The 25,170-nt window shown below is 42.2% G+C and carries 24 protein-coding genes; 7 read left to right on the forward strand and 17 right to left on the reverse strand.

Features of this window, described 5'->3' with window-relative positions; all coding sequences use genetic code 11:
• Positions 1–126: 126 nt before the first annotated feature.
• On the reverse strand, positions 127–525 hold the full coding sequence (locus H3U82_RS06130; RefSeq protein ID WP_198209655.1) for an HPP family protein: 399 nt from the start codon (positions 523–525) through the stop codon (positions 127–129).
• A gap of 262 nt (positions 526–787) precedes the next feature.
• Between H3U82_RS06130 and H3U82_RS06135 the strand changes: the two genes are divergently transcribed.
• On the forward strand, positions 788–1,336 hold the full coding sequence (locus H3U82_RS06135) for a TetR/AcrR family transcriptional regulator (protein ID WP_084586262.1): 549 nt from the start codon (positions 788–790) through the stop codon (positions 1,334–1,336).
• On the opposite strand, the gene H3U82_RS06140 is transcribed toward H3U82_RS06135, so the two are convergent.
• From H3U82_RS06140 to fdnG, 7 genes are all read right to left on the reverse strand, one after another.
• A complete protein-coding gene (locus H3U82_RS06140) occupies positions 1,337–1,900 on the reverse strand; it encodes a hypothetical protein (protein ID WP_144235783.1) in 564 nt (187 codons plus the stop codon). It lies immediately after the preceding gene.
• A gap of 88 nt (positions 1,901–1,988) precedes the next feature.
• The gene (locus H3U82_RS06145) at positions 1,989–2,918 is read right to left on the reverse strand and encodes a formate dehydrogenase accessory protein FdhE (protein ID WP_198209657.1); all 930 of its coding nucleotides are present in this window, start codon (positions 2,916–2,918) and stop codon (positions 1,989–1,991) included.
• Between the two features lie 244 nt (positions 2,919–3,162).
• A complete protein-coding gene (locus H3U82_RS06150; protein WP_037393559.1) occupies positions 3,163–4,488 on the reverse strand; it encodes a cation:dicarboxylate symporter family transporter in 1,326 nt (441 codons plus the stop codon).
• A 100-nt stretch (positions 4,489–4,588) separates the two neighbouring features.
• Positions 4,589–5,389 (reverse strand): formate dehydrogenase accessory sulfurtransferase FdhD, encoded by an 801-nt coding sequence (gene fdhD / locus H3U82_RS06155; RefSeq protein WP_198209659.1) that lies wholly within the window; start codon positions 5,387–5,389, stop codon positions 4,589–4,591.
• 141 nt (positions 5,390–5,530) lie between these two features.
• Positions 5,531–6,190 (reverse strand): formate dehydrogenase subunit gamma, encoded by a 660-nt coding sequence (locus tag H3U82_RS06160; protein WP_025330240.1) that lies wholly within the window; start codon positions 6,188–6,190, stop codon positions 5,531–5,533.
• On the reverse strand, positions 6,190–7,104 hold the full coding sequence (fdxH, locus tag H3U82_RS06165; RefSeq protein ID WP_037476001.1) for a formate dehydrogenase subunit beta: 915 nt from the start codon (positions 7,102–7,104) through the stop codon (positions 6,190–6,192). Before fdxH ends, H3U82_RS06160 begins: the two co-directional genes overlap by 1 nt.
• Positions 7,105–7,116: 12 nt before the next feature.
• On the reverse strand, positions 7,117–10,224 hold the full coding sequence (fdnG, locus tag H3U82_RS06170; protein ID WP_198209661.1) for a formate dehydrogenase-N subunit alpha: 3,108 nt from the start codon (positions 10,222–10,224) through the stop codon (positions 7,117–7,119).
• Positions 10,225–10,686: 462 nt separating this feature from the next.
• Between fdnG and modA the strand changes: the two genes are divergently transcribed.
• From modA to H3U82_RS06190, 4 genes are all read left to right on the forward strand, one after another.
• Complete coding sequence (modA, locus tag H3U82_RS06175; RefSeq protein ID WP_084551828.1) at positions 10,687–11,454, forward strand: molybdate ABC transporter substrate-binding protein; 768 nt, start codon at positions 10,687–10,689, stop codon at positions 11,452–11,454.
• A 66-nt stretch (positions 11,455–11,520) separates the two neighbouring features.
• Positions 11,521–12,201 carry a molybdate ABC transporter permease subunit gene (modB, locus tag H3U82_RS06180; protein ID WP_100126379.1) on the forward strand — a complete coding sequence of 227 codons (681 nt, stop codon included), beginning with the start codon at positions 11,521–11,523 and terminating at the stop codon, positions 12,199–12,201.
• 72 nt (positions 12,202–12,273) lie between these two features.
• Positions 12,274–12,969: an ATP-binding cassette domain-containing protein gene (locus tag H3U82_RS06185; RefSeq protein WP_198209664.1), complete on the forward strand. Its 696-nt coding sequence runs from the start codon at positions 12,274–12,276 to the stop codon at positions 12,967–12,969.
• Positions 12,956–13,750, forward strand: a complete 795-nt coding sequence (locus tag H3U82_RS06190) for a TOBE domain-containing protein (RefSeq protein WP_172349999.1) — start codon at positions 12,956–12,958, stop codon at positions 13,748–13,750. Before H3U82_RS06185 ends, H3U82_RS06190 begins: the two co-directional genes overlap by 14 nt.
• 366 nt (positions 13,751–14,116) lie before the next feature.
• Here the strand turns inward: H3U82_RS06190 and H3U82_RS06195 are convergent, their stop codons facing one another.
• From H3U82_RS06195 to H3U82_RS06210, 4 genes are all read right to left on the reverse strand, one after another.
• A complete protein-coding gene (locus H3U82_RS06195; protein WP_232335773.1) occupies positions 14,117–14,671 on the reverse strand; it encodes a TPM domain-containing protein in 555 nt (184 codons plus the stop codon).
• Between the two features lie 427 nt (positions 14,672–15,098).
• The gene (locus H3U82_RS06200; protein ID WP_084587185.1) at positions 15,099–16,016 is read right to left on the reverse strand and encodes a DnaJ domain-containing protein; all 918 of its coding nucleotides are present in this window, start codon (positions 16,014–16,016) and stop codon (positions 15,099–15,101) included.
• 124 nt (positions 16,017–16,140) lie between these two features.
• A complete protein-coding gene (locus tag H3U82_RS06205) occupies positions 16,141–17,004 on the reverse strand; it encodes a YgcG family protein (protein WP_232336113.1) in 864 nt (287 codons plus the stop codon).
• A 395-nt stretch (positions 17,005–17,399) separates the two neighbouring features.
• Positions 17,400–17,990: a LemA family protein gene (locus H3U82_RS06210; protein WP_078475098.1), complete on the reverse strand. Its 591-nt coding sequence runs from the start codon at positions 17,988–17,990 to the stop codon at positions 17,400–17,402.
• Between the two features lie 143 nt (positions 17,991–18,133).
• Between H3U82_RS06210 and H3U82_RS06215 the strand changes: the two genes are divergently transcribed.
• A complete protein-coding gene (locus H3U82_RS06215) occupies positions 18,134–18,355 on the forward strand; it encodes a YdcH family protein (protein WP_025330229.1) in 222 nt (73 codons plus the stop codon).
• Positions 18,356–18,424: 69 nt separating this feature from the next.
• Here H3U82_RS06215 and H3U82_RS06220 read toward each other — a convergent pair whose 3' ends face one another.
• From H3U82_RS06220 to H3U82_RS06240, 5 genes are all read right to left on the reverse strand, one after another.
• Positions 18,425–18,865, reverse strand: coding sequence for a thioesterase family protein (locus H3U82_RS06220; RefSeq protein WP_084563328.1), 441 nt, complete (start codon positions 18,863–18,865; stop codon positions 18,425–18,427).
• Between the two features lie 2 nt (positions 18,866–18,867).
• Entirely contained in the window at positions 18,868–19,908 is a 1,041-nt protein-coding gene (pyrC, locus tag H3U82_RS06225; protein ID WP_198209666.1) for a dihydroorotase, read from the reverse strand.
• Between the two features lie 142 nt (positions 19,909–20,050).
• Positions 20,051–20,290, reverse strand: a complete 240-nt coding sequence (locus H3U82_RS06230; protein ID WP_037475987.1) for a sulfurtransferase TusA family protein — start codon at positions 20,288–20,290, stop codon at positions 20,051–20,053.
• Between the two features lie 322 nt (positions 20,291–20,612).
• Complete coding sequence (gene recN, locus H3U82_RS06235) at positions 20,613–22,274, reverse strand: DNA repair protein RecN (protein WP_037393640.1); 1,662 nt, start codon at positions 22,272–22,274, stop codon at positions 20,613–20,615.
• Between the two features lie 242 nt (positions 22,275–22,516).
• Positions 22,517–23,407, reverse strand: coding sequence for an NAD(+) kinase (locus tag H3U82_RS06240; protein ID WP_025330224.1), 891 nt, complete (start codon positions 23,405–23,407; stop codon positions 22,517–22,519).
• Between the two features lie 699 nt (positions 23,408–24,106).
• Here H3U82_RS06240 and miaA point away from each other — a divergent pair.
• Positions 24,107–25,051, forward strand: a complete 945-nt coding sequence (miaA, locus tag H3U82_RS06245) for a tRNA (adenosine(37)-N6)-dimethylallyltransferase MiaA (RefSeq protein ID WP_084551837.1) — start codon at positions 24,107–24,109, stop codon at positions 25,049–25,051.
• Positions 25,052–25,170 lie beyond the last annotated feature (119 nt).

Below are 25,170 nucleotides of genomic sequence, written 5' to 3' on the forward strand. Positions count from 1 at the left end.
CGGATAGTACGAGCTTATCATAAGCTGATATACACTGGATTACCTTATCTTCTGACCAATTTTCTGCGCCAAAAAAGTATCACAAAGTTTTTTCAATTTACTGATAACAACATGATAGGTTTATTATTATTTTTCTTTTTCTTTAAAGAGTGCCAGCCAATAGACAGGCCAATGCGTTTGATTAAAAAAATTATTAACTAAATAAGCAATTGCTACCAATATTACTGACCCGGACAGAACTGGAAACAACAGAAAAGTAAAATCATAATCTATTTTATCTGCTGTTAATAAAATGACTAATGGATTAGCACCGGCTGGTGGATGCACTGCCCGAAAATATTGCATAGCGATAATTGCTATGCCTACAGCCAAGGCAATAATAATAACATCATGACCGAATAGTTTTAAAAACAGTAACCCGCAAAAAGCTGAAATTAAATGTCCCAGAATGACATTTCTTGGCTGCGCAAGTGGTGACTGAGATACAGCAAACAAGAGCACACAACTTGCTCCAAATGGTGCCATTATTAAAGTATAGCCGGTGACCTGACTAAACCAGATCAGAAAAAATATAGCTACGAAACCACCGGTCAGACTTTGCAATAATTCACTATTTGTGGGCTTTGGTGGCAGTTTCTCCTTGCCGAAAAAAAATGGTTTCATTATTCTTTATATCCTATAAGATTAGCTTGAGTGTTAGCAATTAGTGCCAGCACAAAAGTGAACAAATCTGTTCATTTTTATAATAGTACAGATCTGTCCACTTATCAAACACTTTGGATAATAAATGAAAAAAACATACAGATTAATTGCTGATACAGCAGAACAACTCTTTTATCAAAAGGGTTTTGGCAATGTAGGAGTCGATGAAATAAGAGACCAGTCAGGTTGCTCTAAAACAACGCTATATAAACATTTTGGCAATAAAGACAATTTAATCTTTGAAGTTTTAAAACTAAGAGACTTGCGATTTAAACAAGAACTTACCGAAGCAATAGCTGATCTTGACCAGCAACAGTCCATTATTCAGATATTTAAATGGCATTTAAACTGGTACAATCAAGACGATTTTAATGGCTGCTTATTTGTCAGAGCAAGAGAAGAAATCCATAACGATAATGCAATAAAAGAGCTGGCTATGGAGCATAAAGAATTTATTCGAAATTTAATCCGCGATAAACTTCGGCAAAACCCACAAAATGAGGCAATAACCAATCAATTAATGGTGATATTAGAAGGCCTTAGTAATATCAGTCTTATTTATAAAGATAATAAATTACTTTACGATGAAATAATAAAAAATAATTTTAATTGGGTATCAGAAATACTTCTTTAATTATTTATCAAGCCTGCTTTTTAAAAAAATTTTATTCCAATAGCTGATTAGAGTAAGAATAATTCCCCCTATAATAATAAAAAAACCTTCAAAAAAGCCATAAGGGCTGGGAATTTCATGAAGAACTTTTGCATATATCGCGGGTAAATTTATATTTGGATTAGCTGGATCAAAAATGATTTCTTCTGAAAAAAATTCAGCTGGATTCAGGCCACCTGCAGGAAAATAGCGCAATCCCACTTTGTTAAAACCAAAACCTTCACTAAAAACACGCAAATCATCATTAATATAGGTTTTATCTGCTATCCGGAAATAATAGCGAAAATGATAAATTGGAGTACTGATGGATTTAGCGGATATATTTTCCGAATGGTTATATATCATTCTCCCATGTGTAGTACATTGATTTGGTGAACAATTTAATGATAAAAGATATTTGGCTTTATTTTGCAAAGGAAGATAATAGTGCTGGTGATTGCTTTTACTTTCAGCTAAACAGATTATCCCCAATACGATAATTAAAGGACCAATTACTCTAGAAAAAAATTTCTCCGTTTTCTTCATCTTTATTATCCATCTGTTTGATCAGATTTTCTTATTTAAGCTGCTTGACTTCCTATTATTTATTCAAGCCAAACAGCTTTAGCTTAATTTAATGTCTGGGTATTTTTCCCATCAGTAAAAACGGATTGGCTCCGCCACGCTGCCATCCCTCTTCATTCAACAGTATATCCAGAGCTAAAGAGGCCAAATCATCAGCAATCGGATCAGCATATTGTTGCTTGGCCAGGCGATAACGTTTACGGTAAGCATGACAGCTGGGGCAGCATTCCGCCTCTGCACCAGACAATACACCTTCTTTTACCTGTTCAATCCGGTGTACGCCCAGATCACGGCTATTATCACAAAAACTACAGCGTGCCCGTACACTGTGCCAGCGACTATTGCATACACCACAACACAAATAGCGCAGCCCTTCAAGCTCACCCTGTCCGATTATTACTGAACCCACAGCATCAGTACCACAGCAAGGGCAAAAACCCGGTTCAGACAGAGGTTTTACCGTTGTAGCCGCCAGATTTAACGCTGCATGAGTATAAACAATCTGCACCACTGCATTTACCCAGACCTGATAATCCTGATGAGCTATCCCGAGCTGCTGATTAAATGCATGCTGGCATAACTGGTTGCGGCTTTCACTGTCGAGCTGCAATAACTCTTTCCATACCTGCTGAGCAGTTGGTGACAAATCTGCTTGCAGTAAAGCATGTAAATCGGTAAACAGACGCTCTGTTAGGTCTATATTGGCACTCAGTAATGCCAGAGTAAGCGGAACTTCATCTTTATCAGTCTCAGGAATTACCCAGGCTTCCTGTGCATATTGCTCCAGTAAATTTTGCTGAGCATTATTGATAACAGTCAGTAGCTGTAAGTATGGTTGCCAGTCACTATTGTCTTCTGCAGCCAATTCATTCAGCCGCAATGCGCGCCGGCTGAAAATATCAACAGGAGGCTGCTGCCAGAACGGGATGTGAAAAAATTCCTGTGCTTGTATGGTTTCTGGTGTTACTTGTGTTTTCATGTATCAACGCGGTTATATAACGGTATTACTTGTTCAGGTAATGGTACCGTTATCATTATCAACAAATTAAATAACCAAGTTTAACCAAAAATAGGTATTCTGTCTGGATTTACTGTCTATGATTTTCTATATGCCATCAATAGAGAAAGATAATGTCTCTTATCAATTTGTTTTTCAAAATGTGATAAATCGGATAACAAAAAAGGTTCAGAAATTTCTGAACCTTTTTATTACTGAAAACTAATTATTTAATACCAAGTGATTTCTCATATTCCCGCGCTTTTTCATCATCAAAATCATGTTCCCAGCGCGAAATAACCAATGAAGCCAGAGCATTACCGATTACATTAACTACAGTACGTCCCATATCCAGAATACGGTCGATACCCAGAATAAAGCCCAGACCTTCTAACGGAATGGATGTTGTAGCCAGCGTGGCAGACAGTACCAGAAACGATACACCCGGTACACCGGCAATACCTTTAGAAGCCACCATCAGCGTAATCACAATCATTACCTGATCACTAACCGACAGAGAAATACCGTATAACTGCGCCAGAAAGATAACTGCAATACTCTGATACAGCGTAGAACCATCCAGATTAAATGAATATCCGGTAGGAATCACAAAGCTGGTAATAGATTTCGGCGCGCCATATGCTTCCATTTTCTCAATCATTTTTGGCAGCGCAGTTTCTGAGCTGGAGGTTGAGAAAGCCACTATCAGCTCATCTTTCAGAATTTTGATAATAGTGAAAATGTTAAAGCGGCAGAAATAGGCCACGCCACCCAGAATCACCAGAGTAAATACTATCATCGCCAGATAAACTATTAAAATCAGTTTCATCAGCGGAATCAGCGAACCGAAACCGAATTTACTGATGGTAACAGTCATCAGACCAAATACCCCGATAGGTGCGTAACGCATAATCATATTGGTGATTTTGAACATTACGTCTGAAATCACTTTCAGAAAATCTGAAAAGAACAGGCGCTGATTATCAGGTAGCTTAGTTAAGCCCAGACCAAAAAACACACAGAAAAAGATTACCGGCAGAATTTCACCGCTGCTAAGCGAATCAAATATATTATGCGGAATCATGTCCAGAATCATTATAACCAGACCATGAGGCTTCTCGGCCAGTGCTTCACTTTTTTGTACGTACTGACTGACATTGCTGTGGTGCAGATTGGAAATATCAATGCCGCTACCCGGGTGAAACAGATTACCGAAAAGTAAACCCACACCAATGGCGATAGTAGTGATAATTTCAAAATACAGAATGGTTTTACCGCCCAGTCGACCCAGACTTTTGGAGTTACCCAGTCCGGCAATACCCAATGTCAGCGTACTGAGAATGATGGGCAGCACAATCATTTTAATCAGGCGGATAAAAATATCCCCCATCGGTTGTAATACATTGATTACCCACGACTGATAGGTTTTGTAGTAGGGATGAGAAGGATCTGAAAAAGTATGCAGATATAATCCCAGTGCTACCCCCATAATCAGTGCGATTAAAATTTGCCAGGCCAAATTACGGCTATATCGTTTGATAATCGATAACATAGTCGTCCTTACTGTAAGTGGTAATATAGTTCTTATTCAATCTAAAAAGCGAAACAAAAACAATAGAGTATATTCTATTATTTTTTGTTTTAAACATGCGTTAAGGATGAAAAAATTGAGGATGGGTATAAATTACTTGGCGATTATGACGCGCAAAACCCACCAGCGTGATATTAGCCTTGTGAGCCAAATCAATGGCATAGGTGGTGGGCGCAGATACGGCCACGATACACCCGATACCGGTTATTGCTGATTTCATTACCATTTCAAAACTAGCGCGACTGGACAATACCACAAAACCATGCTTCCAATCCACTTTTGCATGTAATCCCCAGCCAATAAGCTTGTCTAAAGCATTGTGCCGGCCGATATCTTCACGGACGGTTACAATCTTACCTGCCTTGTCAGCCCACGCCACGCCGTGAACTGAACCAGTTTGCGCCCGCAGTTGCTGATGATGGTTAAAATCGGTCAAAGCACGCCCGATTATGCTAAATTCTACATGCCAATCGCGTAAAACCGGTTCTATTTCTGGCTGAACAGCTGCCAGACTATCAATACCACACAGCCCGCAACCGGTGCGTCCGCTCATCTGGCGACGGCGACTTTTCAAACGTGCAAATGCTGCGCTGGCCAGCTCAATCTCAGCCACAACTCCATGCAGATGTTCAGTAATTTCAATCGTATAAATTTGCTCTGCATTTTCAATGATGCCTTCACTCAGGCTGAAACCCAATGCCAGTTCGGCAATATTAGCGGGCGTAGCCATTAATACGACATGGGAGATACCGTTATAAACAAGTGCTACCGGGATTTCGGCACTAATATTATCACTGGTACTACTGCATTCTCCAGCCTGTGCCACCCAGACAGTGCGATTTTGGGCGGGGGTGTAATTCATGAGGTTTCTGTATTTATGAACCGGTAACAGCCGGAAAAGACTTGTACCGACATATTAACCGAGTCACGCAAGAAGATAAAATTTTACTGTCTGTATGACAATACGCCATACAGACAGCACTACAGATGATGATTATTTAAATTATTCAGTTGTCTGTGAAGTGGAATTTTGCTGCGCTTTGGCTTCTTTTTTTGCCATCATTTCGCGGTACCAGCGTGGATGGTGCTTTTTCGCCCATTCCTGACTAACCACTCCTTCCACCATCGCCGGAATTGTGCCTTTAATCCACAATGCGGCATATACATGAATAATAATACCGACAATCAGCAGGATAGCAGAGGCAGAATGCACTAGCAAAGCGATACGTACCACCCAAATTGGAAAATATCCGGAAAAAAACTGCCGCCAGGCAATCAGCCCGCTGATAAGCAGCAGTGCCATACTGATGGACATCAGCCAGAACATACATTTTTGTCCAGCATTATATTTGCCAGTATCACCAATTTCTCTTCCCAGCAGAATATGCTTAATTCCCAGTAACCATTTAATATCATCCCGCTCAAAAAAATTATATTTTACATAGCGGAAAAACTGGATAAAAAAGCCCAGAAACATCACCACTCCGATGAACGGATGCAGGATGCGTGCCAATTGCGGAGAACCGAAAACTTCAGTGAGCCAGAAAAAAGACGGATAGAAAAAACCCAGACCGGAAACAGCCAGCAGCACAAAGCAGCCGGCTACTACCCAGTGATTAAACCGCTCGGATTTTTTATATCGCTGAATTAATAATCTTTTCATTATGCGTCCCCTTTATCTTTGAGGATTTCGCCTTCACGATTCAGAACCTGTTCTTCATCATCGTCAGGGCGATTCGGACCAATGGTAATGTAGTGCAGCCAGCCGGCAAAAGCAGCGGTAGCAATACCGAATGCTGCTATCGGTTTGAGCATACTCTTCCATAATTTAACGGTGGTACTGATACGCGGATTGTCCGGCAGACCATGGTACAGGCTGGGTTTATCCGCATGATGCAGTACATACATAACATGGGTACCGCCCACACCCTGTGGATCGTAGAGCCCTGCCTGCTCAAAACCGCGCTGTTTTAAGTCTTTTATACGCTCCCCGGCCAAAGACTTCATGTCTTCTTTGCTGCCGAAATGAATAGCACCGGTAGGACAAGTTTTCACACAGGCCGGTTCCTGCCCGACGGCCACACGGTCTGAACACAGGGTACATTTGTAAGCGCGGTTATCTTTTTTCGAAATACGCGGAATATTAAACGGGCAGCCGGAAATACAGTAACCGCAACCAATACAGTTTTCCTGATGGAAATCGACGATACCATTTTCATACTGAATGATTGCACCCGGTGACGGGCAGGCTTTCAGACAGCCCGGGTCAGAACAGTGCATACAGCCGTCCTTACGAATCAGCCACTCCAGCTTGCCGTATTGCTCGGTTTCAGAAAACCGCATTACTGTCCAGCTGTCGGCACTCAGGTCAATCGGGTTATCGTATACACCATGATTGGTGCCAACTTCATCGCGAATGTCATTCCATTCCGAACACGCAGCCTGACAGGCTTTGCAGCCTATACAGGTAGAAACATCAATCAGTTTGGCAATTTCAATGGGTTTTCTTGCCTGTGGTAGCGGCGTGAGCTGATTAGTAGCCGAACGACGTTTTATATCCAAAGATTGTAAAGCCATGACTTATTCCCCTCACGCTTTTTCGATATTGCATAAAAAGGTTTTGTATTCTGGTGTCTGTGTATTGCAGTCACCAACAAATGGTGTGAGTGTGTTAATGAGAAACTGTTTTTTCTCGCCAGCATTCACCCAGCCACCATGCAGGGGAATACCTATCTGATGGACGGTCTGCCCGTTAATTTCCAACGGACGCAGGCGTTTGGTTACCACGGCTTTAGCCTCTACCCAGCCGCGCTTAGTACTGATTTTAACTGTATCGCCTTTAGCAATATTTTTTTGTGCTGCCAGCTCTTCGCTGATTTCAACAAACTGTTCGGGCTGAGCAATCATCAGCAATTTCACGGATTTCGTCCAGAACTGAAAATGCTCTGTCAGACGATATGTAGTGCCGACACAAGGAAATTCATCTTTATTGCCGATACGACCTTTAACGCTGTCAAACAAGCGCATTGCGGGTGTATTCAGCACTTTAGGATAAAGCAGGTTTTTACCAACTGGTGATTCAGTAGGCTCATAGAATGTCGGAAACGGGCCATCTACCAGTTTTTTGGTACAGAACAGACGACCAACACCCTCCTCATTCATGATAAACGGATTCATATTAGTGTCAGGTGCCTGATCTGCCTTGTAGTCAGCCACATCCGCCCCAATCCATTTGCTGCCGTCCCAGTGAATTAATATTCTGTCAGGATCCCAGGCTTTGCCGGACGGATCGCAGGAAGCGCGGTTATACAGAATACGGCGGTTTGCCGGCCAGGCCCACGCCCAGCCCGGGGTATTACCCAGTCCGGCATTGCTGTTATCACGCCGTGCCATCTGGTTACCGTTTTTAGTCCAGGAACCGGCGAAAATCCAGCATGCGCAGGCTGTTGTTCCGTCATCGCGTAACTGAGCAAAGCTATCCAGTTGCCCGCCTTTAGGCACGATAATATTACCCTGCTCGTCTTTAATATCCGTGAGCGCCCAGCCATTGGATTCCTGTGCCATTTCTTCCGGCGTCGGAGAATGCGGCACTTTATACGGCCAGCTCAGGTTCAAAATCGGCTCAGGTACTTTACCGCCCTCTTTCTCATACAGAGCTTTAATACGTAAATGCAAATCAGCCAGAATCTCAAGATCGGCTCTGGCTTCTTCCGGAGCTTCGGCTCCGGCATAATGCCATTGCAGCCAGCGTGAAGAATTGACAATCGAACCATTTTCTTCTGCAAAACAAGGGACAGGCAGACGGAACACTGTCGTCATGATAGAGCGGGAATCTACGTCATGCGCATCACCATGATTTTCCCAGAAGGTAGCCGTTTCGGTATTAAGCGGATCCATTACTACCATCCACTTGAGGCGGGAAAATGCTTCGATGATACGGTTAGAATCCGGAAAGGAACCCATGGCATTGAAACCCTGTACCAGCAAACCGTGCATCTGACCCTGATACATCATTTCGGTCATTTGCAGCACATCATACATTTTGTCCCACTTCGGCAGCCAGTCATAGCCCCAGTCATTTTCTTTGGTAGCCTTATCACCAAAGAACCATTTGAGCAGGCTTACCATAAATTTGGGCGTATTGCTCCAGTAATTAAGCTGTCCCGGACGCATGGCTGCTGGTGTCTGAACTTTCAGATAATCAGCAAAAGTCGGATTTTTCTTTTCGTTAGGCAGGCTCAGATAGCCCGGAAGACTGGTAGACAGCAAACCAAGATCAGACAAGCCCTGAATATTGGAATGGCCGCGTAAAGCATTCACACCCCCACCGGGCATACCGATATTACCCAGAATCAGCTGAATCATGGCCATGGTACGGATATTCTGCGAACCATAAGTATGCTGAGTCCAGCCCAGTGCATACAGAATTGTACCGGCTTTGTTTTTTGCCGAGGTTGCCCCCAGCGCTTCACACACCAGCAGAAAATCTTTAATCGGGGTACCGGTAATTTTGTGCATCATTTCCGGTGTGTACTGGGCATAATGCTTTTTCATTATCTGCCAGACGCAACGCGGATTTTCCAAAGTCGGGTCTACTTTGGCATAGCCGTTTTCATCCAGCTCGTATGTCCAGCTGGCATTATTATAAACAGCCCCGCCTTTAGCACCTTTCGGAGCCGCTTCCGGTGCCGCGCTGCCGTCTTCAGTCGTGTAATCGGCATGTCCGGAAAACAGACCTTCATGAAAACCATAGCCATCAGCTAGAATAAAAGCAGCATTGGTATAGTTTTTGACATAATCCCATTGCACTTTATCATTTTTAATCAGCCAGTTGATTACCGCTCCGAGGAAAGCTATGTCGGTACCGGAACGAATCGGCAAATAATGATCGGCTACAGAGGCAGTACGGTTAAAACGCGGGTCGCAAACAATCAGTTTAGTGCCTTTTTGTTTTTTGGCTTCAATAACCCATTTAAAACCTACCGGATGTGCTTCAGCGGCATTACCACCCATAACCAGAATAAAATCGGCGTTCTGGATATCAGTCCAGGTATTGGTCATAGCGCCACGACCAAACGTAGCAGCCAGTGCAGATACCGTCGGCCCATGACAAACCCGTGCCTGTGAATCAGCACCAACCAACCCGAGCGAACGCATGAATTTCTGAGTCAGAATACCGGTTTCATTGGAGCTGGCAGAAGCGCACAGCATACCCACACTTTCCAGCCGGTTAACCGTAACACCATCAGCATTTTTTTCAATAATATTGGCATCACGTTCTTCTTTAATCAGGCGGGCAATACGATCCAGTGCCTTATCCCAGCTGATGTCTTTCCACTCTGTGCTTCCGGCTTCACGAACCTGCGGATGCAATACACGGTTCGGGCTGTTAACAAAGTCAATCAGTGAGGCGCCTTTAGGACATAAGCTGCCGCGACTGACCGGATGATCGGGATCACCTTCTATGTGAAAAATTTTCTTTTTGGCGTTTTTGGCACCGTCACCCAGACTATACAACAACGTACCACAACCAACTGAGCAATATGTGCAGTTATTACGTGTTTCTGTAGCCCTCAACAGCTTGTACTGGCGGACTTCAGCAAAGGCTGTGGCAGGAGCCATGCCCATCACTGCCAGTCCTGTCGCGCCGGCACCTGCTGCGGTAACCTTGAAAAACTGGCGTCTTGTCAGGTTCATGTGTGTATGTTCCTAATAAAATTTTTATTATTTATTTGCAGGAAATCCATCCCCGCACTGCTTACTAATTATGCCAGAAAATTAATTTATACTAACATTTAATCCTATTATAATACCTTATTTAAACTATTATAAAATTTTATCAGTATTTTCTACTTTAAATAAATAATTACAATTTCATTTAAATTCCGAATTTAATTAGTATAAAGGTTAAAATACAAGTTATTACATTAGCAATAAATAGAAATAATTTATTCAATAAATTATTTCTATTAGTCATGAATATTTTGCATACAAAGTGATTTATAAATTATTTATTTGCTATGACATATATGTTGTATCGAACATCTCTATGACTATCTATCGCTATATACATAGGTATATTTCGCAATAATTTTCCTTTATAATCGGCATTGCCCGACCCGGCGCCAGATAATAATTTATTTCAAATAAGGATAAAATATGCGCTTTAACCACATTCGTCTGACTACTATTGTTACTGCAATCAGCCTGAGTGTAATGAGCACTGCTTCACTTGCCGCCAATATCACAGTTTCAGCGGCTGCCAGTCTGACCAATGCATTTAATGACATTGCCAAAGCATATCAGCAGCAATATCCTCAGGATAAAGTACTGCTTAATTTCGGAGCTTCAGGCTCTCTGCTTCAGCAGATGCAAAACGGTGCACCTGTAGATGTATTTGCTTCTGCTGATCAGCAAACTATGGATCAGGCTCAGACTAAGAATCTTGTGCGGGCACAGGACAGAATTAATTTTGTAAATAACAGTCTGGTACTGATTATTCCGAAAAAAAGCAGTCTGAATGTACGCGGACTGAAAGATCTGCAGCAACCAGGTATTAAACATATTGCACTGGGCAACCCCGCTTTTACACCGGCCGGACGTTATGCTCAGGCAGCAATGGAGCAGGCAAAAGTATGGAGTACGGTAAAGCCTAAAATTGTGAATGTGAATAATGTCCGTCAGGCTCTGGATTACGTCGCTAATCAGTCAGCAGAAGCCGGTTTCGTATTTGGCACAGATGCGGCCATTATGCCGGATAAAGTTAGTGTAGCTGCAACCATCCCGACCAGTAAGCCAATCAGCTATCCGATTGCTAAGACGGTAGCCAGTAAAGAACCAGTGGCTACCAGCCGCTTTATTAATTTTATCCAGTCGCCAAAAGGTCAGAAGATTCTTAAGCGTTACGGTTTTCAAAGCGCACGCTGAGTATTTTTCCACCGGCAGTTATCCTTCCGCGAATCTGTCTGAATTTTTTATTTCAAGGAGTAGATAATGGCTGCGGCCTGGATTGCTCTTGCCCTATCGCTTAAAATCGCCCTGTGGGCAACTGCTATTAATCTGGTTTTTGGGGTCGGTATAGGTTATGTACTTGCCCGTAAAACTGTTTGGGGAAAGGAACTGATTGATACCATTCTCACTTTGCCAATGGTAATGCCGCCAACGGTACTGGGATATTACTTACTGGTACTGATTGGAAAAAATGGCTTTATTGGTCAATGGCTGGAACATTATCTGGGTATTAATCTGATTTTCACTTGGCAGGGTGCTGTTGTAGCAGCAACAATCGTATCGTTTCCCCTGATATTTAAACCGGCACGTGCTGCATTTGAAAGCCTGGATTCCCAGCTGGAGCAGGCAGCGCGTGTTCTGGGTATCAGTAATGCCGGAGTATTTCTGCGCATTACTCTGCCGCTAGCCTGGAGAGGTATTCTGGCCGGCGTATTACTGGCATTTGCACGTAGTATGGGTGAATTCGGTGCTACGCTGATGGTGGCAGGCAGCATTCCGGGGCAGACACAAACCCTGTCGATTGCCGTATATGAAGCAGTACAGGCCGGAGATGACTATCTGGCCAATACTCTGGTCTTGATTATATCTGTGGTCTGTATTCTGATATTACTAATTACCGGCAAACTTTTATCCGGCAAAGTACCTATGACCAATCTTAAATAATCCGATACCTGAATTAAACAATATTATTTTCCGGTATTGCTTTGTCTGTTTTTAATCCGGCCAATGGTTTTTATGTTAGATTTTAATTTTCAGAAAACCCTTCAGCGTAATGACGGAAGTCATTTTACTCTGGATATCCGCCTGTGCTGTCAGTCACAGCGTACAGTTATTATGGGAGCCTCAGGCAGCGGTAAAAGTCTGATGCTAAAGGCTGTTGCCGGTCTGCTGACTCCTGAACAGGGTCATATTAATGTGAATGGTGTTACTCTATTTCAGGCACAGCAGCATATTAATCTTAGCCCGCAACAACGTAAACTGGCCTTTGTATTTCAGGATTATGCCCTCTTTCCCCATTTAAATGTCCGGCAGAATATTGCCTGCGGTATTTGTCATGGCTTATTCAATCCGAAAAAACGTAGCCGGTACGCAGAAGTTGAGCATTGGCTGACTGCTATGCAGCTCAATGCGGTAGCTGAACAATATCCGGCTCACCTATCCGGCGGACAGCGCCAGCGTGTGGCTCTGGCTCGTGCATTGATTGCTCAGCCGCGGGCTATTCTGCTGGATGAACCATTTTCTGCACTGGATACTCAGCTACGGGCTCAAATGCGTTCTGAGTTATCTGCCTGGCAGCAGAAATTAAATTTACCCATGCTACTGATTACTCACGATCCGGAAGATGCAGCTGCTTTTGACGCTCAAATCTGGCATATGGATAATGGATGTCTGTACTCAGCTCCTCGTAACAATCGCAATGAATCAATTTAATCTTAACAGCGAACTAATTCCCACTATTAACGGCCAGCGAATTGGCAACAGCAAACGGATTACTTTACTGGAAAATATCCGGCGTTTCGGTTCCATTACCCAGGCAGCTAAAGCGGTACCTATGAGTTATAAAGCAGCATGGGATGCCATAGATGCAATGAATAATCTGGCGCCTGAACCTTTAGTCTTACGGCAAACCGGTGGTCAGGGTGGCGGAAACAGCGTATTAACAGCTTTTGGTGAAGCTTTTTTAAATTATTATCACACTATGCAGCAACGTCATCAGCAACTTATCAGGCAACTGGAAGCTGACGCTGACAATAGTCATCATGGTTTATGGCAAAAAATGAATCTGGATTTAAGTGCTGATAACCAACTCGCCGGAAGAATCAGCCAAATCATTGAAGGGGCAGTAAATAATGAGGTTCATCTGCAACTGAGCAACGGACAGGAACTGGTAGCCATACTTACCAGACACAGTTGTGAACAGATGGAACTGGCTGTAGGCGTTGATGCACTGGCGCTCATTCAGGCATCAGCCATTATGCTTGCGCGTCCCGATCCGAATTTACAAATATCCGCTCGTAACCAGCTAACTGGTCAAATACGCCACATAGATACTGGTGCTGTAAACAGTGTGATTACTGTGGATTTAGGCGCAGCTGTCAGCCTGACCGCCAGTATTACCCGTCATAGTGCGCAAACTATGCAATTAAAAAATGAAGATAAAATCATGCTGTTAATCAAGGCGCCGAACATTATTATCGGACGTTTGCGCTGAACGTGCACTCATCAGACAAACTGAAGCCAGAATAACCCTGTCATGCAATATCAGATTATTCCGGCTTATGCTTACGTGCGATAGTCAAACTACCTGCGGCCATGCACATTCCCTCTTTGTCAATCTGTCCTTTTAAGCCGCAGATATATTATAGACCTTATATATTTGTATTTTAATATTATTAAATAAATTTAATTCAAAAAAACTATTTATGGCGTTTTATCCCGAAATATTAATAATTAATTCCACATCTTTTGTAATTATGGGCTAATTTACTGAAAATACTGCACACTGATAATTTAATTGAATATTAAGCCGTTACAGTACCTTGAAAATTTACTTATATAAATACTTAGTTTTTCAAAACTAGCGCAGAATAACTTCATCAGCCAGTTCATTAGTACCGGCATGCGTACGCGGAAAATACTGTACAAGTAATTCCGTCAGCTCATCCAGTCCGGCAGTTAAACCATCCATATATCGTTGATGCTGAAACGCCTGAGTAATGCGATTACATATCTGCTGCCAATGCACCATACTCACACAGGTATTAATACCCCGGTCTGCAATAATTTCTACTGCGCGATCAGCAAAAAGTACATAAACCAAAATACCACTTTTTTCAGCAGTATCCCATATACCCAGATTTCCGAACCAATACTGTGCACGCTGGCGTGCCGTAGTGTGATGACACAAATTCGCGGTATCAAGGCTGGATTCAATCACAAACCGTAGCTGTCCGGTATGACGTTGCTCAGATAATGTAATTTGTTCAGTTAGCTGTTGCAATGCAAGAGCAGGAAAATATTTACTTACCCGCTGGCGCGGATTTATCCAGTGGCGCCAGATACGTGGTAATAATTGCATATTGAGTTTATTTAAGCTCGTATATTCTGCTTTTTCCTGTATATCTGATTTCATAGTTAGCACCGCAGATTTATTAAAAAGTATATATTGAGTTACTTAATTAATTCCAGAATAATCAGCATTCTACTTACACTACCATAAATTTTCTTAATAAGAAAATGCTGCTGTTACCAGGCTGATAACAAAAACAATATATATCATATAAAAACAGAAAACCGGAAAGTCAGATGTAACGGATATTATTGCTGGCGACATTAGTTAGCATATATTTTGATGATAACGATACTAATTGATCTAGCAGGGAAAATTAGCCTGTAAAGTAAAAATCCAGATATTGCCAGAGAGCAAAAATGATTTCTAACATAAAAACCAACCTATTATCAGAGCTGGCTCTGACAAATTCTCTGATTGGAAAATCACAAAATTCTAAGGGTTATATATTTTGAAATAAATATAGATTCTATAATCCCTTATCTATTATCTAAACAAATCCGCGTAACTGTTTCACATAAGCATAGGCTGCCTGTATACGCTGAGCATGTTCAGTTGCCTGCTGCATCTTAGTTTCCGACAGATTTTGCTTAATGAGTTTATCCGGATGATATTTATTCATCAGGCGGCGATATGCCTGTTTAATTTCCTGCGGGCTCGCTTTTGCTGATATACCCAGTACAAGATAAGGATCAGAACCAAACGTTTCTTCAGGCTGTTGTTGCTGTTGCTGGTATTGCTGCTGATATTGCTTCTGCTGTTGCTGATATTGTTGACGGCGTTGCTCTGAACGCGCACGCTGACGCTGCTGTTTCCATTGCTCGTTGGTCTGCCAGTAATGCCGGTATTCATTTTCCTGATGAATAGTCTGGCTGGCAAAAATAAGCATTTGTGCATAAGGAATATGAAATTCATCCGCTATGATATTCAGAATGCGCCGTTCATTATTATGCAGCCGTCCGTCAATCAGCGCTAATTCAAGCATATTTTTACAAAACAGCATTAAACCGCGCTTGTCATCACTATAAGCCCGGTATAGTTGTTTAAGTCTGATTCTGAGCGGATAATTTTTTGTCTGCCCCATATTAAAAGCATAACGCGACAAAACTTCAGTTTCTGCATCCAGCTGCATTTTTTTAATCATGTCATAGACACGCGACCGGTCTTCATCAGAAACATGTCCTTTGGCTGCACATATCTGACCAGCCACTTCAAACATAATAACAATATAAAGATTATTGTCGGCAGCAATAGATGCTTCAGTACCATCATCTACAATCTGCACAGCCCGAAGATAAAACATAATCAGTATGATTAGTACAATATCAATCAGCACTCCGAACACGCTATAACGCATGACTAAAAAGTACATCAGCAGAAAAAAGATACCATAACCGACTTTAGACATGTATGCCCACCAGAAACGAAATGCTAAATAATCATAATCATATAAATAAATAACTATACATTATTTTACGTAAAATTTACAAATTATCAGTATTTAACGGGGAGTTCAATTATGACTGCCAGTATTACCAGCTACCGGAAGCTCCGCCACCACCATAGCCGCCGCCTCCTCCGCTAAACCCTCCGCCTCCTGAACCACCGCCAAAACCGCCCCTACCACCGCCAGAGCCGCCAATAAAAATATTACCGGCAAAAATGAGTGCTATTATGAATGCCAGAATTGCACCAATAATCGCTGCAAACAGGCTCCAGCCCGAATACCAGCCAAAACTTAATACCAGAAATCCAACTATTGCACTGCCCAGCGTATTACCAAATATATTTTTCAAAAATGAACCGGCTATAAATATCAGTAACAGAATTCCAAAAATTGTTGAGCCTGAATCATCAGATTCCTGATGTGCAGATTGTTGTGCCGGTAATTTTTCACCGTTAATCAGCTTCTCCAGCTGATTTACAGCCTCACGTACACCGCCGTCTGCATTATCTGCCCGTAACTGCGGACGAAGCACATCATCCAGAATTCTTTTAGCATAAACATCAGGAATAGCCCCTTCCAGTCCGCGACCGGGTGCCAGAAACGTTTTATGTTCATCGCGCACCAGCAACAACAGTACACCGTCATCAATTCCTTTACGCCCCGGTTTCCAGCTATCCATAACACGCGTAGCATAGTCAAAAGGTGTTTCCGGTGAGATAGCCGGAACTGTCAATACTATAATCTGGCTGCCATGCTGCCGGCTGAACGCCAGTAACTGCTGGTTTAATTCTGCACGGGTAGCAGGCTGTAACATATTGGCTGTATCCATTACCGGATCAGTCAGCGCTGGTACAGGAACCAAACCATTGGCAGCGAGCAAATGCATTGCAAAAAAACAGCCCAGAAAAAGACCGAGTAGCCTGTGGACAGATAAGCGTATTGTGTTCATCTTTGCAACCTTAGTGCCATAAAAGCAAATTTGCTTGTATTTTAGTTCATACTAACCTTTTGATTGTCAGGATAAAAGACCACTATTATCTGACTCCATACTTTCAGACAAACAGATTCTGTTATTACAACAGAATACAAGTATTCAGTCCGATACAGCAAATTTCCACAGTTAGTATTGCAAGTTTTTATCGAACTGCTGGTATGTTTAACAATTACTCCTGTCTGTTCGGAAAATAGCCGCAACCATATAAATTTTTAATTTCCATTTTGTCAGATTCTGCAAAAAAACAATTAGCACAATAGTAGCAGCTGCTTACTATACTGATATGCAAACAGCCAGTTCTGACAAACTGGCTGTTTAATTAATCACATAAAATAACAACAGAAAACGAATTAAAATTCTACCTGCGGTGCCTGTTTTACCGCCGCTTCATTTTCCGGTACAAAATTCGGGCGAACATGCATTCCGAAAATTTTGGCTGTGATATTGTTCGGGAAAGAACGCAAAGTAGTGTTGTAAACCTGTACTGTCTGAATATAGCGGTTGCGTGCCAGAGCAATACGGTTTTCTGTACCTTCAAGCTGCGCTTGTAAATCCCGGAAACTTTGATCAGCTTTCAGATCAGGATAATTTTCTGTTACTACCAGCAAGCGGCTCAGAGCACTGCTCAGATTTCCCTGTGCCTGTGAAAACTGTTCCATTTTTGCCGGATTATCAGCATCACTGCTGGTCATATTCAGACTGCCTACACGTGAACGGGCATTAGTAACGTCGGTTAAAACTTGTTGTTCATGTTTGGCATAGCCTTTAACTGTATTCACAAGATTGGGTACCAGATCAGCACGACGCTGATACTGATTCAGCACTTCCGACCAGGCAGCATTTGCAGCCTCATCCTGTGACTGCATTGTATTATAGCCACACCCGCTGAGGCTTAAAACCAGAATAAATGCGCCTATCCAACCCATTAACCGTTTATACATTATAAACTCCCGTATGTATTATTGTGCCAGTTTAACATGCTCTTGTTACTTTTTACGTCATAACTAGCGCAATCTTATATACCTTAAGCTATAATTAATGCAAAATAATAAAAATCATTTTAACCAACTGTAAAGGATGTTATATGTTTCCTGAATATCGCGACTTGATTACCAAATTAAAGGCGGAAAATACCCATTTTGCTAATATATTCGAAGAACACAACCGACTGGACGATAAAATTACAGGTCTGACTAATAACCCGGTAACCAGTGGTCTGGATAATCTGGACGAACTGAAACGGGAAAAATTGCGCCTGAAAGATGAAATTTACGCCATGCTGCGTGAAGCTGACGGTAAAGCCTGATAGTGGTTGAGTTAAGTCAGTAAAAAACCCTGCGCTTGGCAGGGTTTTTTACTGACTTAACTTATATTGTTACCTGATAGCATTAAATCGTTCTTGTATCGCAGCAGGAAAAGAAATTGCTTTATTGCTTTGCTGATCGAAAGCCATAAACGTCACCACAGCCTGCACAACTGTCTGTCCTGTATTTTTAAGAGTAATCGTTTGATTAACTTCTACTTTGCGCGGTTGTATTTTGCTCAAAGCAGTAGATATCAGCAAATCATCTCCGAAACCGGCACTGCGCCGGTAACTGATATTGATATTTATCACAGCCATTCCACAACCGGCTTCAGTAAACATTGGCGTTAAGCCGGCTTCATCAAAATAATGCCAGCGTGCCTCTTCCAGAAATTCCAGATAGCGTGCATTATTAACATGGCGGTATACATCTATATGAAAGCCGCGCACCCGAATTTCGGTTTGATGTGTTTGTACTGATAGCCGGTCTGTAATTTGAGTTGAATCTTGCATATTTAGTTATTTACCACACTCCAGCTAATGGTCTGATTAGCACGCAACGGAATCAGTCGTTCATGATTACCATACGGATAGTATGGTGGCACTGTGCGATTTATTTTTTCCAGTGTAATGGTTTCCTTATTGATTTCCAGACCATAAAACCGCGGACCGTTTTCTGCTGCAAAAGCCTGTAATTTATCCAATGCTCCCGCCTGCTCAAAAGCTTCCGCATACAACTCAATAGCAGCAAAGGCACTGAATATACCCGCACATCCGCAAGCGCATTCTTTACTGTGCTGTGCATGCGGCGCACTGTCGGTACCGAGAAAAAATTTATGTGACTGTGTACCGCTTACAGCCTGTAACAGTGCCTGACGATGGGTTTCGCGCTTTAGTACCGGCAAACAATAATGATGAGGCTGGATTCCTCCTACCAGTAAAGCATTGCGATTGTAGAGCAAGTGCTGGGGTGTTACCGTAGCAGCCACATTTTCACCAGACTGAATCACCAGCTGAGCAGCTTGTGCAGTGGTAATATGCTCAAATACTAATTTCAGTTCAGGCAGACGTTGTAATAGCGGCTGTAAAAGTTCATCAATAAATACTGCTTCACGGTCAAAAATATCAATTTCACTATTGGTTACTTCACCATGCACCAGTAATGGCATGCCTGTTTCAGCCATAGTTTCCAATACCGGCAATAAAGCCCACAAATCACTGACACCAGCCGCAGAGTTAGTTGTGGCACCGGCAGGATAAAGCTTACACGCAATAATACCTGCTTCTTTGGCTTCGCGTATCAGTGCCGGCGTAGTCTGGTCAGTCAGATATAAAGTCATCAATGGCTGAAAATGACTGCCCGCAGGTACTGTAGCAAGTATACGTTCACGATAAGCCAGTGCTGCTGCAACTGAGGTTACCGGTGGTTTCAGATTTGGCATAATCAGGGCTCGCCCCATCTGCCGTGCACTGAAAGGTACTACTGCTTTTAATGCTGCACCATCACGCACATGAAGATGCCAGTCATCCGGACGGGTTATAGTGAGAGTCTGCATCTGTATCCGTTCTATCAGCGTGTGTTACACAGCTAAAAAATAATAGGTTAATGTACTATTCTGTCGCAGCTTCTACAACCTGAACCTGAATAAAGTTAACAAAATATTGTAATTAATTGTAATAAATTACCGTCTGAAAAACTTAGCGGTGTTTTACCCACATCATTATTACATCATCATTTCTGATTTGCTGATGCAATAATTCATGTCCTGTCTGCCGGCAGAAAGCTGCAAAATCATCAGGAGCAGTTTTATCTGTTGCCAGTACTAGCAATACTTCTCCGCTATCCATTGCTGCCAGCGCCTTTTTTGCACGTAAAATCGGCATCGGGCAATTTAAATCGATAACATCTAGTGTTCTATCACTGTGTGGTTCACTCATCAGCAACTCATCATAGAATATTGAAAGTTATCATTATACATCGCGCATGAAACAGACTGAATCTATACACCTTGCTCAGGCTAAAGCAGCCCGTTCCAGTCTATATCAGTCATATATTAAAAAATGCACGCTGACAGGAAAATTATCAGAATATGTTTTGTTATTAAAACCGTTGTAATCAAGAACAGCATGCATAAAACATAAGCAGATAAACGTTATTTTATAATTATTTACTTAAATAAATATCATTTCGGCTTTTGCAGTAATGACATATATACATTGAAAAATCAGAGAGCTTGCAGATAAATTCGTAATAACAGAATTAACTTTGCGCCAGCTCCAGCATTTCCCTGGCATGATTACGTGTGGTATCGGTAATGGTTTCGCCGCCAAGCATTCGTGCAATCTCATTCACCCGATCTGTCGCAGCCAGTACGTTTATTTCACTTACAGTCTGCCCTTTGCTGTTATGCTTTCGCACCTGCCAGTGCTGCTGACCACAAGCTGCGACCTGCGGCAGATGAGTAACAGCCAGCACCTGACGATTTTGCCCCAGACTACGCAGTGCGTGACCAACAACATCAGCTACAGCCCCGCCAATACCGGTATCCACCTCATCGAAAATCAATGTAGGTACCGCATTATACTGACTGGTAACCATTTGCAGAGCCAGACTGATACGTGCCAACTCACCACCGGAAGCGACTTTGCTCATTGCTCTTAAAGGCGTGCCCTGATTGGCAGCTACCTGATACTGTACCTGCTCCAGACCATGCACAGATGGTGAGGCACTTAACAATTCAATATGAAAGCGTGCGCCTTGCATTGATAAATTTTGCATGTGAGCCGTGGTTTGTTTCGCCAGCTTTTTCGCTGCCTGATGGCGTTTCACTGATAATTGCTGTGCTGCATGCATATATTCATTTTCGCGTTCTACTACCCGCGCCTGTAACGCTTCAATATCCGCAGCCGCCTCCAGTTCATTAAGAGCTGATTCAACTTTTTCTAGCTCTTCAGGCAATTGTGGTGGCTCGATCCGATATTTACGCGCAACACTCATTAACTCCTGCATGCGCTGTCCCTGCTGTGCTAATAAATTTTCATCAGTCTCTACACTGGCAGTGGCTTCACGCAAATACGCACTGACTTCACTCAATTCTGCTTCTACTGATTCCAGTAATGCCACACTGTCTGCAAAAGCAGGAGCTGCTTTAATCAGTGCAGCCAGTTGCTGCCGGCAATGATACAAACGGCTTTGCAAACCCTCATCACCATTGAGAACTTCTTCTACATTTTCCGCCGTTTGCAGTATTTCCGCCGCATGTACTAATGAATCATGACTCTGACTGAGATTTTCCCACTCATGCTCTTGAAGATTCAGGGCATTTAGCTCATCAAAGCGCCATTGCAAGCGCTCACGCTCAATATTCAGACTATCAGCCTGTGTTTGCGCTTTTTCCAGCTCTTTTTTGGCTTCATGCCAGCGCTGATAGGCTTCACGTACCAGAGCAACTTCTGTATCAGCACCCGCAAATGCATCCAGTAATATACGTTGCGCGGATTCACTATTTAAAGAGTGGTGTGCATTCTGACCATGTATATCAATTAATAATTCACCTATCTGCCGCAACTGACTCAGAGTAACCGCCTGATTATTAATAAAACTGCGACTTTTTCCTTTTATATCAATCGTACGGCGGATACTTAATTGCGTTTCGTTTTCATCCAGTAATCCCTGTTCCTGTAGTAAGGTGCGGGCATGCGTTACATCACTGACATCAAACAGTGCTGATAACTGGGCTTCTCTGGCACCATGTCTTATCTGACCATAATCAGCTTTATCACCTAGCAACAGACCCAATGCATCCAGCGTGATTGATTTACCCGCCCCGGTTTCACCTGTCAGAACGGTAAAGCCGCTTTGAAAACTCAGATTCAGCTCATCAACAATGACAAAGTCACGCAAAGACAGCGCCAGAAGCATAAACAACCTTTCTTAGAGAAAGTATTAATGATTTATGCCGGATTTTAGTATTTTTTAGGAAAATAAGGAACCATTTTTTAGAAAAATCTAAAATAATCGATAATAAATTTCGGTTTTATTAATTTTTATTGTGTTTTTTCCACCAATAGCAACATACACATTATTTTTTCAGAGATGATATCAGGCTACAAAAATTATTTAAAATCTGATTAACGGCTTAAGTTTGTTTATACAGCAAATAGCTATACCAGCTGGTCACCCCAATGCAGTTTCTGGCGCAGAGTTTTGTAATATTGATAATTAACCGGATGTAAAATCCTCAGAGAATTGCGATAGCGGCAAATACGGATTTTATCCATAGTATGTAAATCAAAAAACGCCTGTCCGTCAAAATGAGCCCGGGCATCGCTGCCTTTAGTAATCAGCACTTCTATTTCACTGGTATCACTAACAGCGATCGGCCGGTTGGACATGGATTGCGGGCAAATAGGCACCAAACTGAATGCACGCAGAGTTGGCTGTAAAATAGGACCACCGGCAGCCAGAGCATATGCCGTCGAACCAGTAGGTGTAGACACAATCAAACCGTCTGAACGCTGGGTATAAACAAACTCTTTATTGATGAATACCTCAAATTCAATCATCTGCCCCAGTGCACCACGGCTGAGTACAACGTCGTTTAGTGCCAGTGAATGATAAACTTCTTCGCCTGCACGTACCACAGTCGCTTCCAGCAAAATACGTTCTTCGGGCAGATATTTGCCAGTCAGCATGCCGGTTAATTCTGTTACCATCTGAGCACGCGGTACTTGTGTCAGAAAACCAAGATGTCCCTGATGAATACCAATCAGTGGTACCCGGTAAGGTGCCAGTTTACGGGCAACAGACAATAAAGTACCGTCACCACCCAGTACCATAACAAGATCACAGCGCCGCCCCATTTCACATTTATTAATAATATTACAGCGTTGCAGCAATACCGGATTAATCTGGTTATCCGCTTGCGCCTCACTATCCAGATACACCGAAATTTCTTCTTCACATAAAAAAGTAATGAGTTCGTCCAGTACTTCACTCATCATTGGTGTTTGCGGCCGTGTCACAATTCCGATATGGTTAAACTGGCTATTCATGTAAACATTTATTCCTGACTAAGTTACTCTCTCTAAATAACTACCATAACTTTATTTGGCTATTATAAAGGTTAGTGTAACAATAAACTTATATTATGTGCATTTTCATGCCGAATGCAAATATTATGCAAATGCACTGATAGCAAATTTGAAAAGGTATAAATATAAGATATTACTTTCATAGAGCTGATATCCGCAGCACTTATTTTTTTAGCTGGCTGAAATGTCTGCTACTGAAGTATCTGATTATTCCGAATCATAAAATTTAATCTTAACTTAAAACAAAATATTAATTATTAGCAGAATACTTCTTGCACAACAGTTATATTAATTTGCCGGCATAGATTAATTTTAAAGTCGTTTAGCTGACATCTAATTAGAAATACACCCGTATTATGCAAGTAAATATCATTGCTTTCGTACAATAGCTGTTTCCTACTCAATTCAGCTAATCAACAATTGAAATTACTCGCTAATTTTTGGTTACTTTATTGCTTCAAATATCTTCGAATAAAAGAAAATTTTAAAATATCTAATGTACAAAAAATAATCTTCATATTTATGCTTTGATTTTCTTTAACTGCTTTAACAGATTACATCACATTATGCTGCTTATCCCGATTTATACTCTTATCTAACTATCTATCGCTCAATTGAGCGTAAATCGCTACAATAACTGTTTAAACTACGGTAGCCACTATGTCTGCATCTCTGCCAAAAGTTTTTGCTCTACTTGGTCCTACAGCGTCAGGCAAGACCAGTCTGGCTCTGAGTCTGGCTGAGCAGTTTCCGATTGAAATTATCAGTCTGGATTCCGCCCTGATTTATCGTGATATGAATATTGGTACGGCTAAACCCAGTGCAGAAGAGTTAGAAGCAGTGCCCCATCATCTGATTGATATTATTTCACCGCTTGAAAGCTACAGTGCTGCGCAGTTTGTCAGTGATTGTGTGGATTTAGTCGAGGAAATTCATACACGCGGTCACCTGCCTTTGCTCGTGGGCGGTACCATGATGTATTACCATGCCCTGACACAGGGACTGAACAGCCTGCCCGAAGCCAATCCGCAAATCCGTGCCGAACTGGATAAACTTAAACAACAGCACGGTACAGACTTTCTGTATGCACAATTACAGCGGGTGGATCCCATTACTGCTGCCCGCTTGCCTGCCGGTGATAGCCAGCGTATTGAACGGGCACTGGAAATCTATCACATCACCGGTGTTCCCATGAGCAGCCATCTGGCTAAACAGGAAAACCGGCAGAGTCCTTTAAATGTATGTACACTGGCACTTTTACCAGCCGACCGTGCCCGTCTGCATACACAGATTGCCACCCGCTTTCATTCGATGCTGGCACAGGGTTTTGTGGAAGAAGTGGAAGCACTTCGTCTGCAATACCCGGAATTGCATCCTGATTTGCCTTCAATTCGCTGTGTAGGCTATCGGCAGGCTTTTGATTATCTTAATGGCACAACTAATTACAGTACATTTGTTGAACGCGGAATTACTGCCACCCGGCAACTGGCAAAACGTCAGCTTACATGGTTGCGTAAACTGAATCCCGAACATGTATGCGATCCGTTTAATCCTGCAGGGCTGCAAGAACATGCGCAGCAATTAATACAGCAGTTTTTTGCTTAAACTGATTTAATTTAGAAAAATATCCGGCAACGAAACCTTAGGCAATACTATTAAAATATTGTGTAAACATTGTCTAATCTGATAGTCTGTTTATTTTGCAACTTAATGTATTAATTCAA

The organism is Snodgrassella sp. W8132 (assembly GCF_016100865.1).
Taxonomy (GTDB): Bacteria; Pseudomonadota; Gammaproteobacteria; order Burkholderiales; family Neisseriaceae; genus Snodgrassella; species Snodgrassella alvi.

Bases quoted from the DNA above. Each gene is read 5' to 3' on its own strand.
- H3U82_RS06130 (WP_198209655.1), bottom strand. From the start codon at position 525: ATGGCACCATTTGGAGCAAGTTGTGTGCTCTTGTTTGCTGTATCTCAG.
- H3U82_RS06135 (WP_084586262.1), top strand. From the start codon at position 788: ATGAAAAAAACATACAGATTAATTGCTGATACAGCAGAACAACTCTTT.
- H3U82_RS06140 (WP_144235783.1), bottom strand. From the start codon at position 1,900: ATGAAGAAAACGGAGAAATTTTTTTCTAGAGTAATTGGTCCTTTAATT.
- H3U82_RS06145 (WP_198209657.1), bottom strand. From the start codon at position 2,918: ATGAAAACACAAGTAACACCAGAAACCATACAAGCACAGGAATTTTTT.
- H3U82_RS06150 (WP_037393559.1), bottom strand. From the start codon at position 4,488: ATGTTATCGATTATCAAACGATATAGCCGTAATTTGGCCTGGCAAATT.
- fdhD (WP_198209659.1), bottom strand. From the start codon at position 5,389: ATGAATTACACCCCCGCCCAAAATCGCACTGTCTGGGTGGCACAGGCT.
- H3U82_RS06160 (WP_025330240.1), bottom strand. From the start codon at position 6,190: ATGAAAAGATTATTAATTCAGCGATATAAAAAATCCGAGCGGTTTAAT.
- fdxH (WP_037476001.1), bottom strand. From the start codon at position 7,104: ATGGCTTTACAATCTTTGGATATAAAACGTCGTTCGGCTACTAATCAG.
- fdnG (WP_198209661.1), bottom strand. From the start codon at position 10,224: ATGAACCTGACAAGACGCCAGTTTTTCAAGGTTACCGCAGCAGGTGCC.
- modA (WP_084551828.1), top strand. From the start codon at position 10,687: ATGCGCTTTAACCACATTCGTCTGACTACTATTGTTACTGCAATCAGC.
- modB (WP_100126379.1), top strand. From the start codon at position 11,521: ATGGCTGCGGCCTGGATTGCTCTTGCCCTATCGCTTAAAATCGCCCTG.
- H3U82_RS06185 (WP_198209664.1), top strand. From the start codon at position 12,274: ATGTTAGATTTTAATTTTCAGAAAACCCTTCAGCGTAATGACGGAAGT.
- H3U82_RS06190 (WP_172349999.1), top strand. From the start codon at position 12,956: ATGAATCAATTTAATCTTAACAGCGAACTAATTCCCACTATTAACGGC.
- H3U82_RS06195 (WP_232335773.1), bottom strand. From the start codon at position 14,671: ATGAAATCAGATATACAGGAAAAAGCAGAATATACGAGCTTAAATAAA.
- H3U82_RS06200 (WP_084587185.1), bottom strand. From the start codon at position 16,016: ATGTCTAAAGTCGGTTATGGTATCTTTTTTCTGCTGATGTACTTTTTA.
- H3U82_RS06205 (WP_232336113.1), bottom strand. From the start codon at position 17,004: ATGAACACAATACGCTTATCTGTCCACAGGCTACTCGGTCTTTTTCTG.
- H3U82_RS06210 (WP_078475098.1), bottom strand. From the start codon at position 17,990: ATGTATAAACGGTTAATGGGTTGGATAGGCGCATTTATTCTGGTTTTA.
- H3U82_RS06215 (WP_025330229.1), top strand. From the start codon at position 18,134: ATGTTTCCTGAATATCGCGACTTGATTACCAAATTAAAGGCGGAAAAT.
- H3U82_RS06220 (WP_084563328.1), bottom strand. From the start codon at position 18,865: ATGCAAGATTCAACTCAAATTACAGACCGGCTATCAGTACAAACACAT.
- pyrC (WP_198209666.1), bottom strand. From the start codon at position 19,908: ATGCAGACTCTCACTATAACCCGTCCGGATGACTGGCATCTTCATGTG.
- H3U82_RS06230 (WP_037475987.1), bottom strand. From the start codon at position 20,290: ATGAGTGAACCACACAGTGATAGAACACTAGATGTTATCGATTTAAAT.
- recN (WP_037393640.1), bottom strand. From the start codon at position 22,274: ATGCTTCTGGCGCTGTCTTTGCGTGACTTTGTCATTGTTGATGAGCTG.
- H3U82_RS06240 (WP_025330224.1), bottom strand. From the start codon at position 23,407: ATGAATAGCCAGTTTAACCATATCGGAATTGTGACACGGCCGCAAACA.
- miaA (WP_084551837.1), top strand. From the start codon at position 24,107: ATGTCTGCATCTCTGCCAAAAGTTTTTGCTCTACTTGGTCCTACAGCG.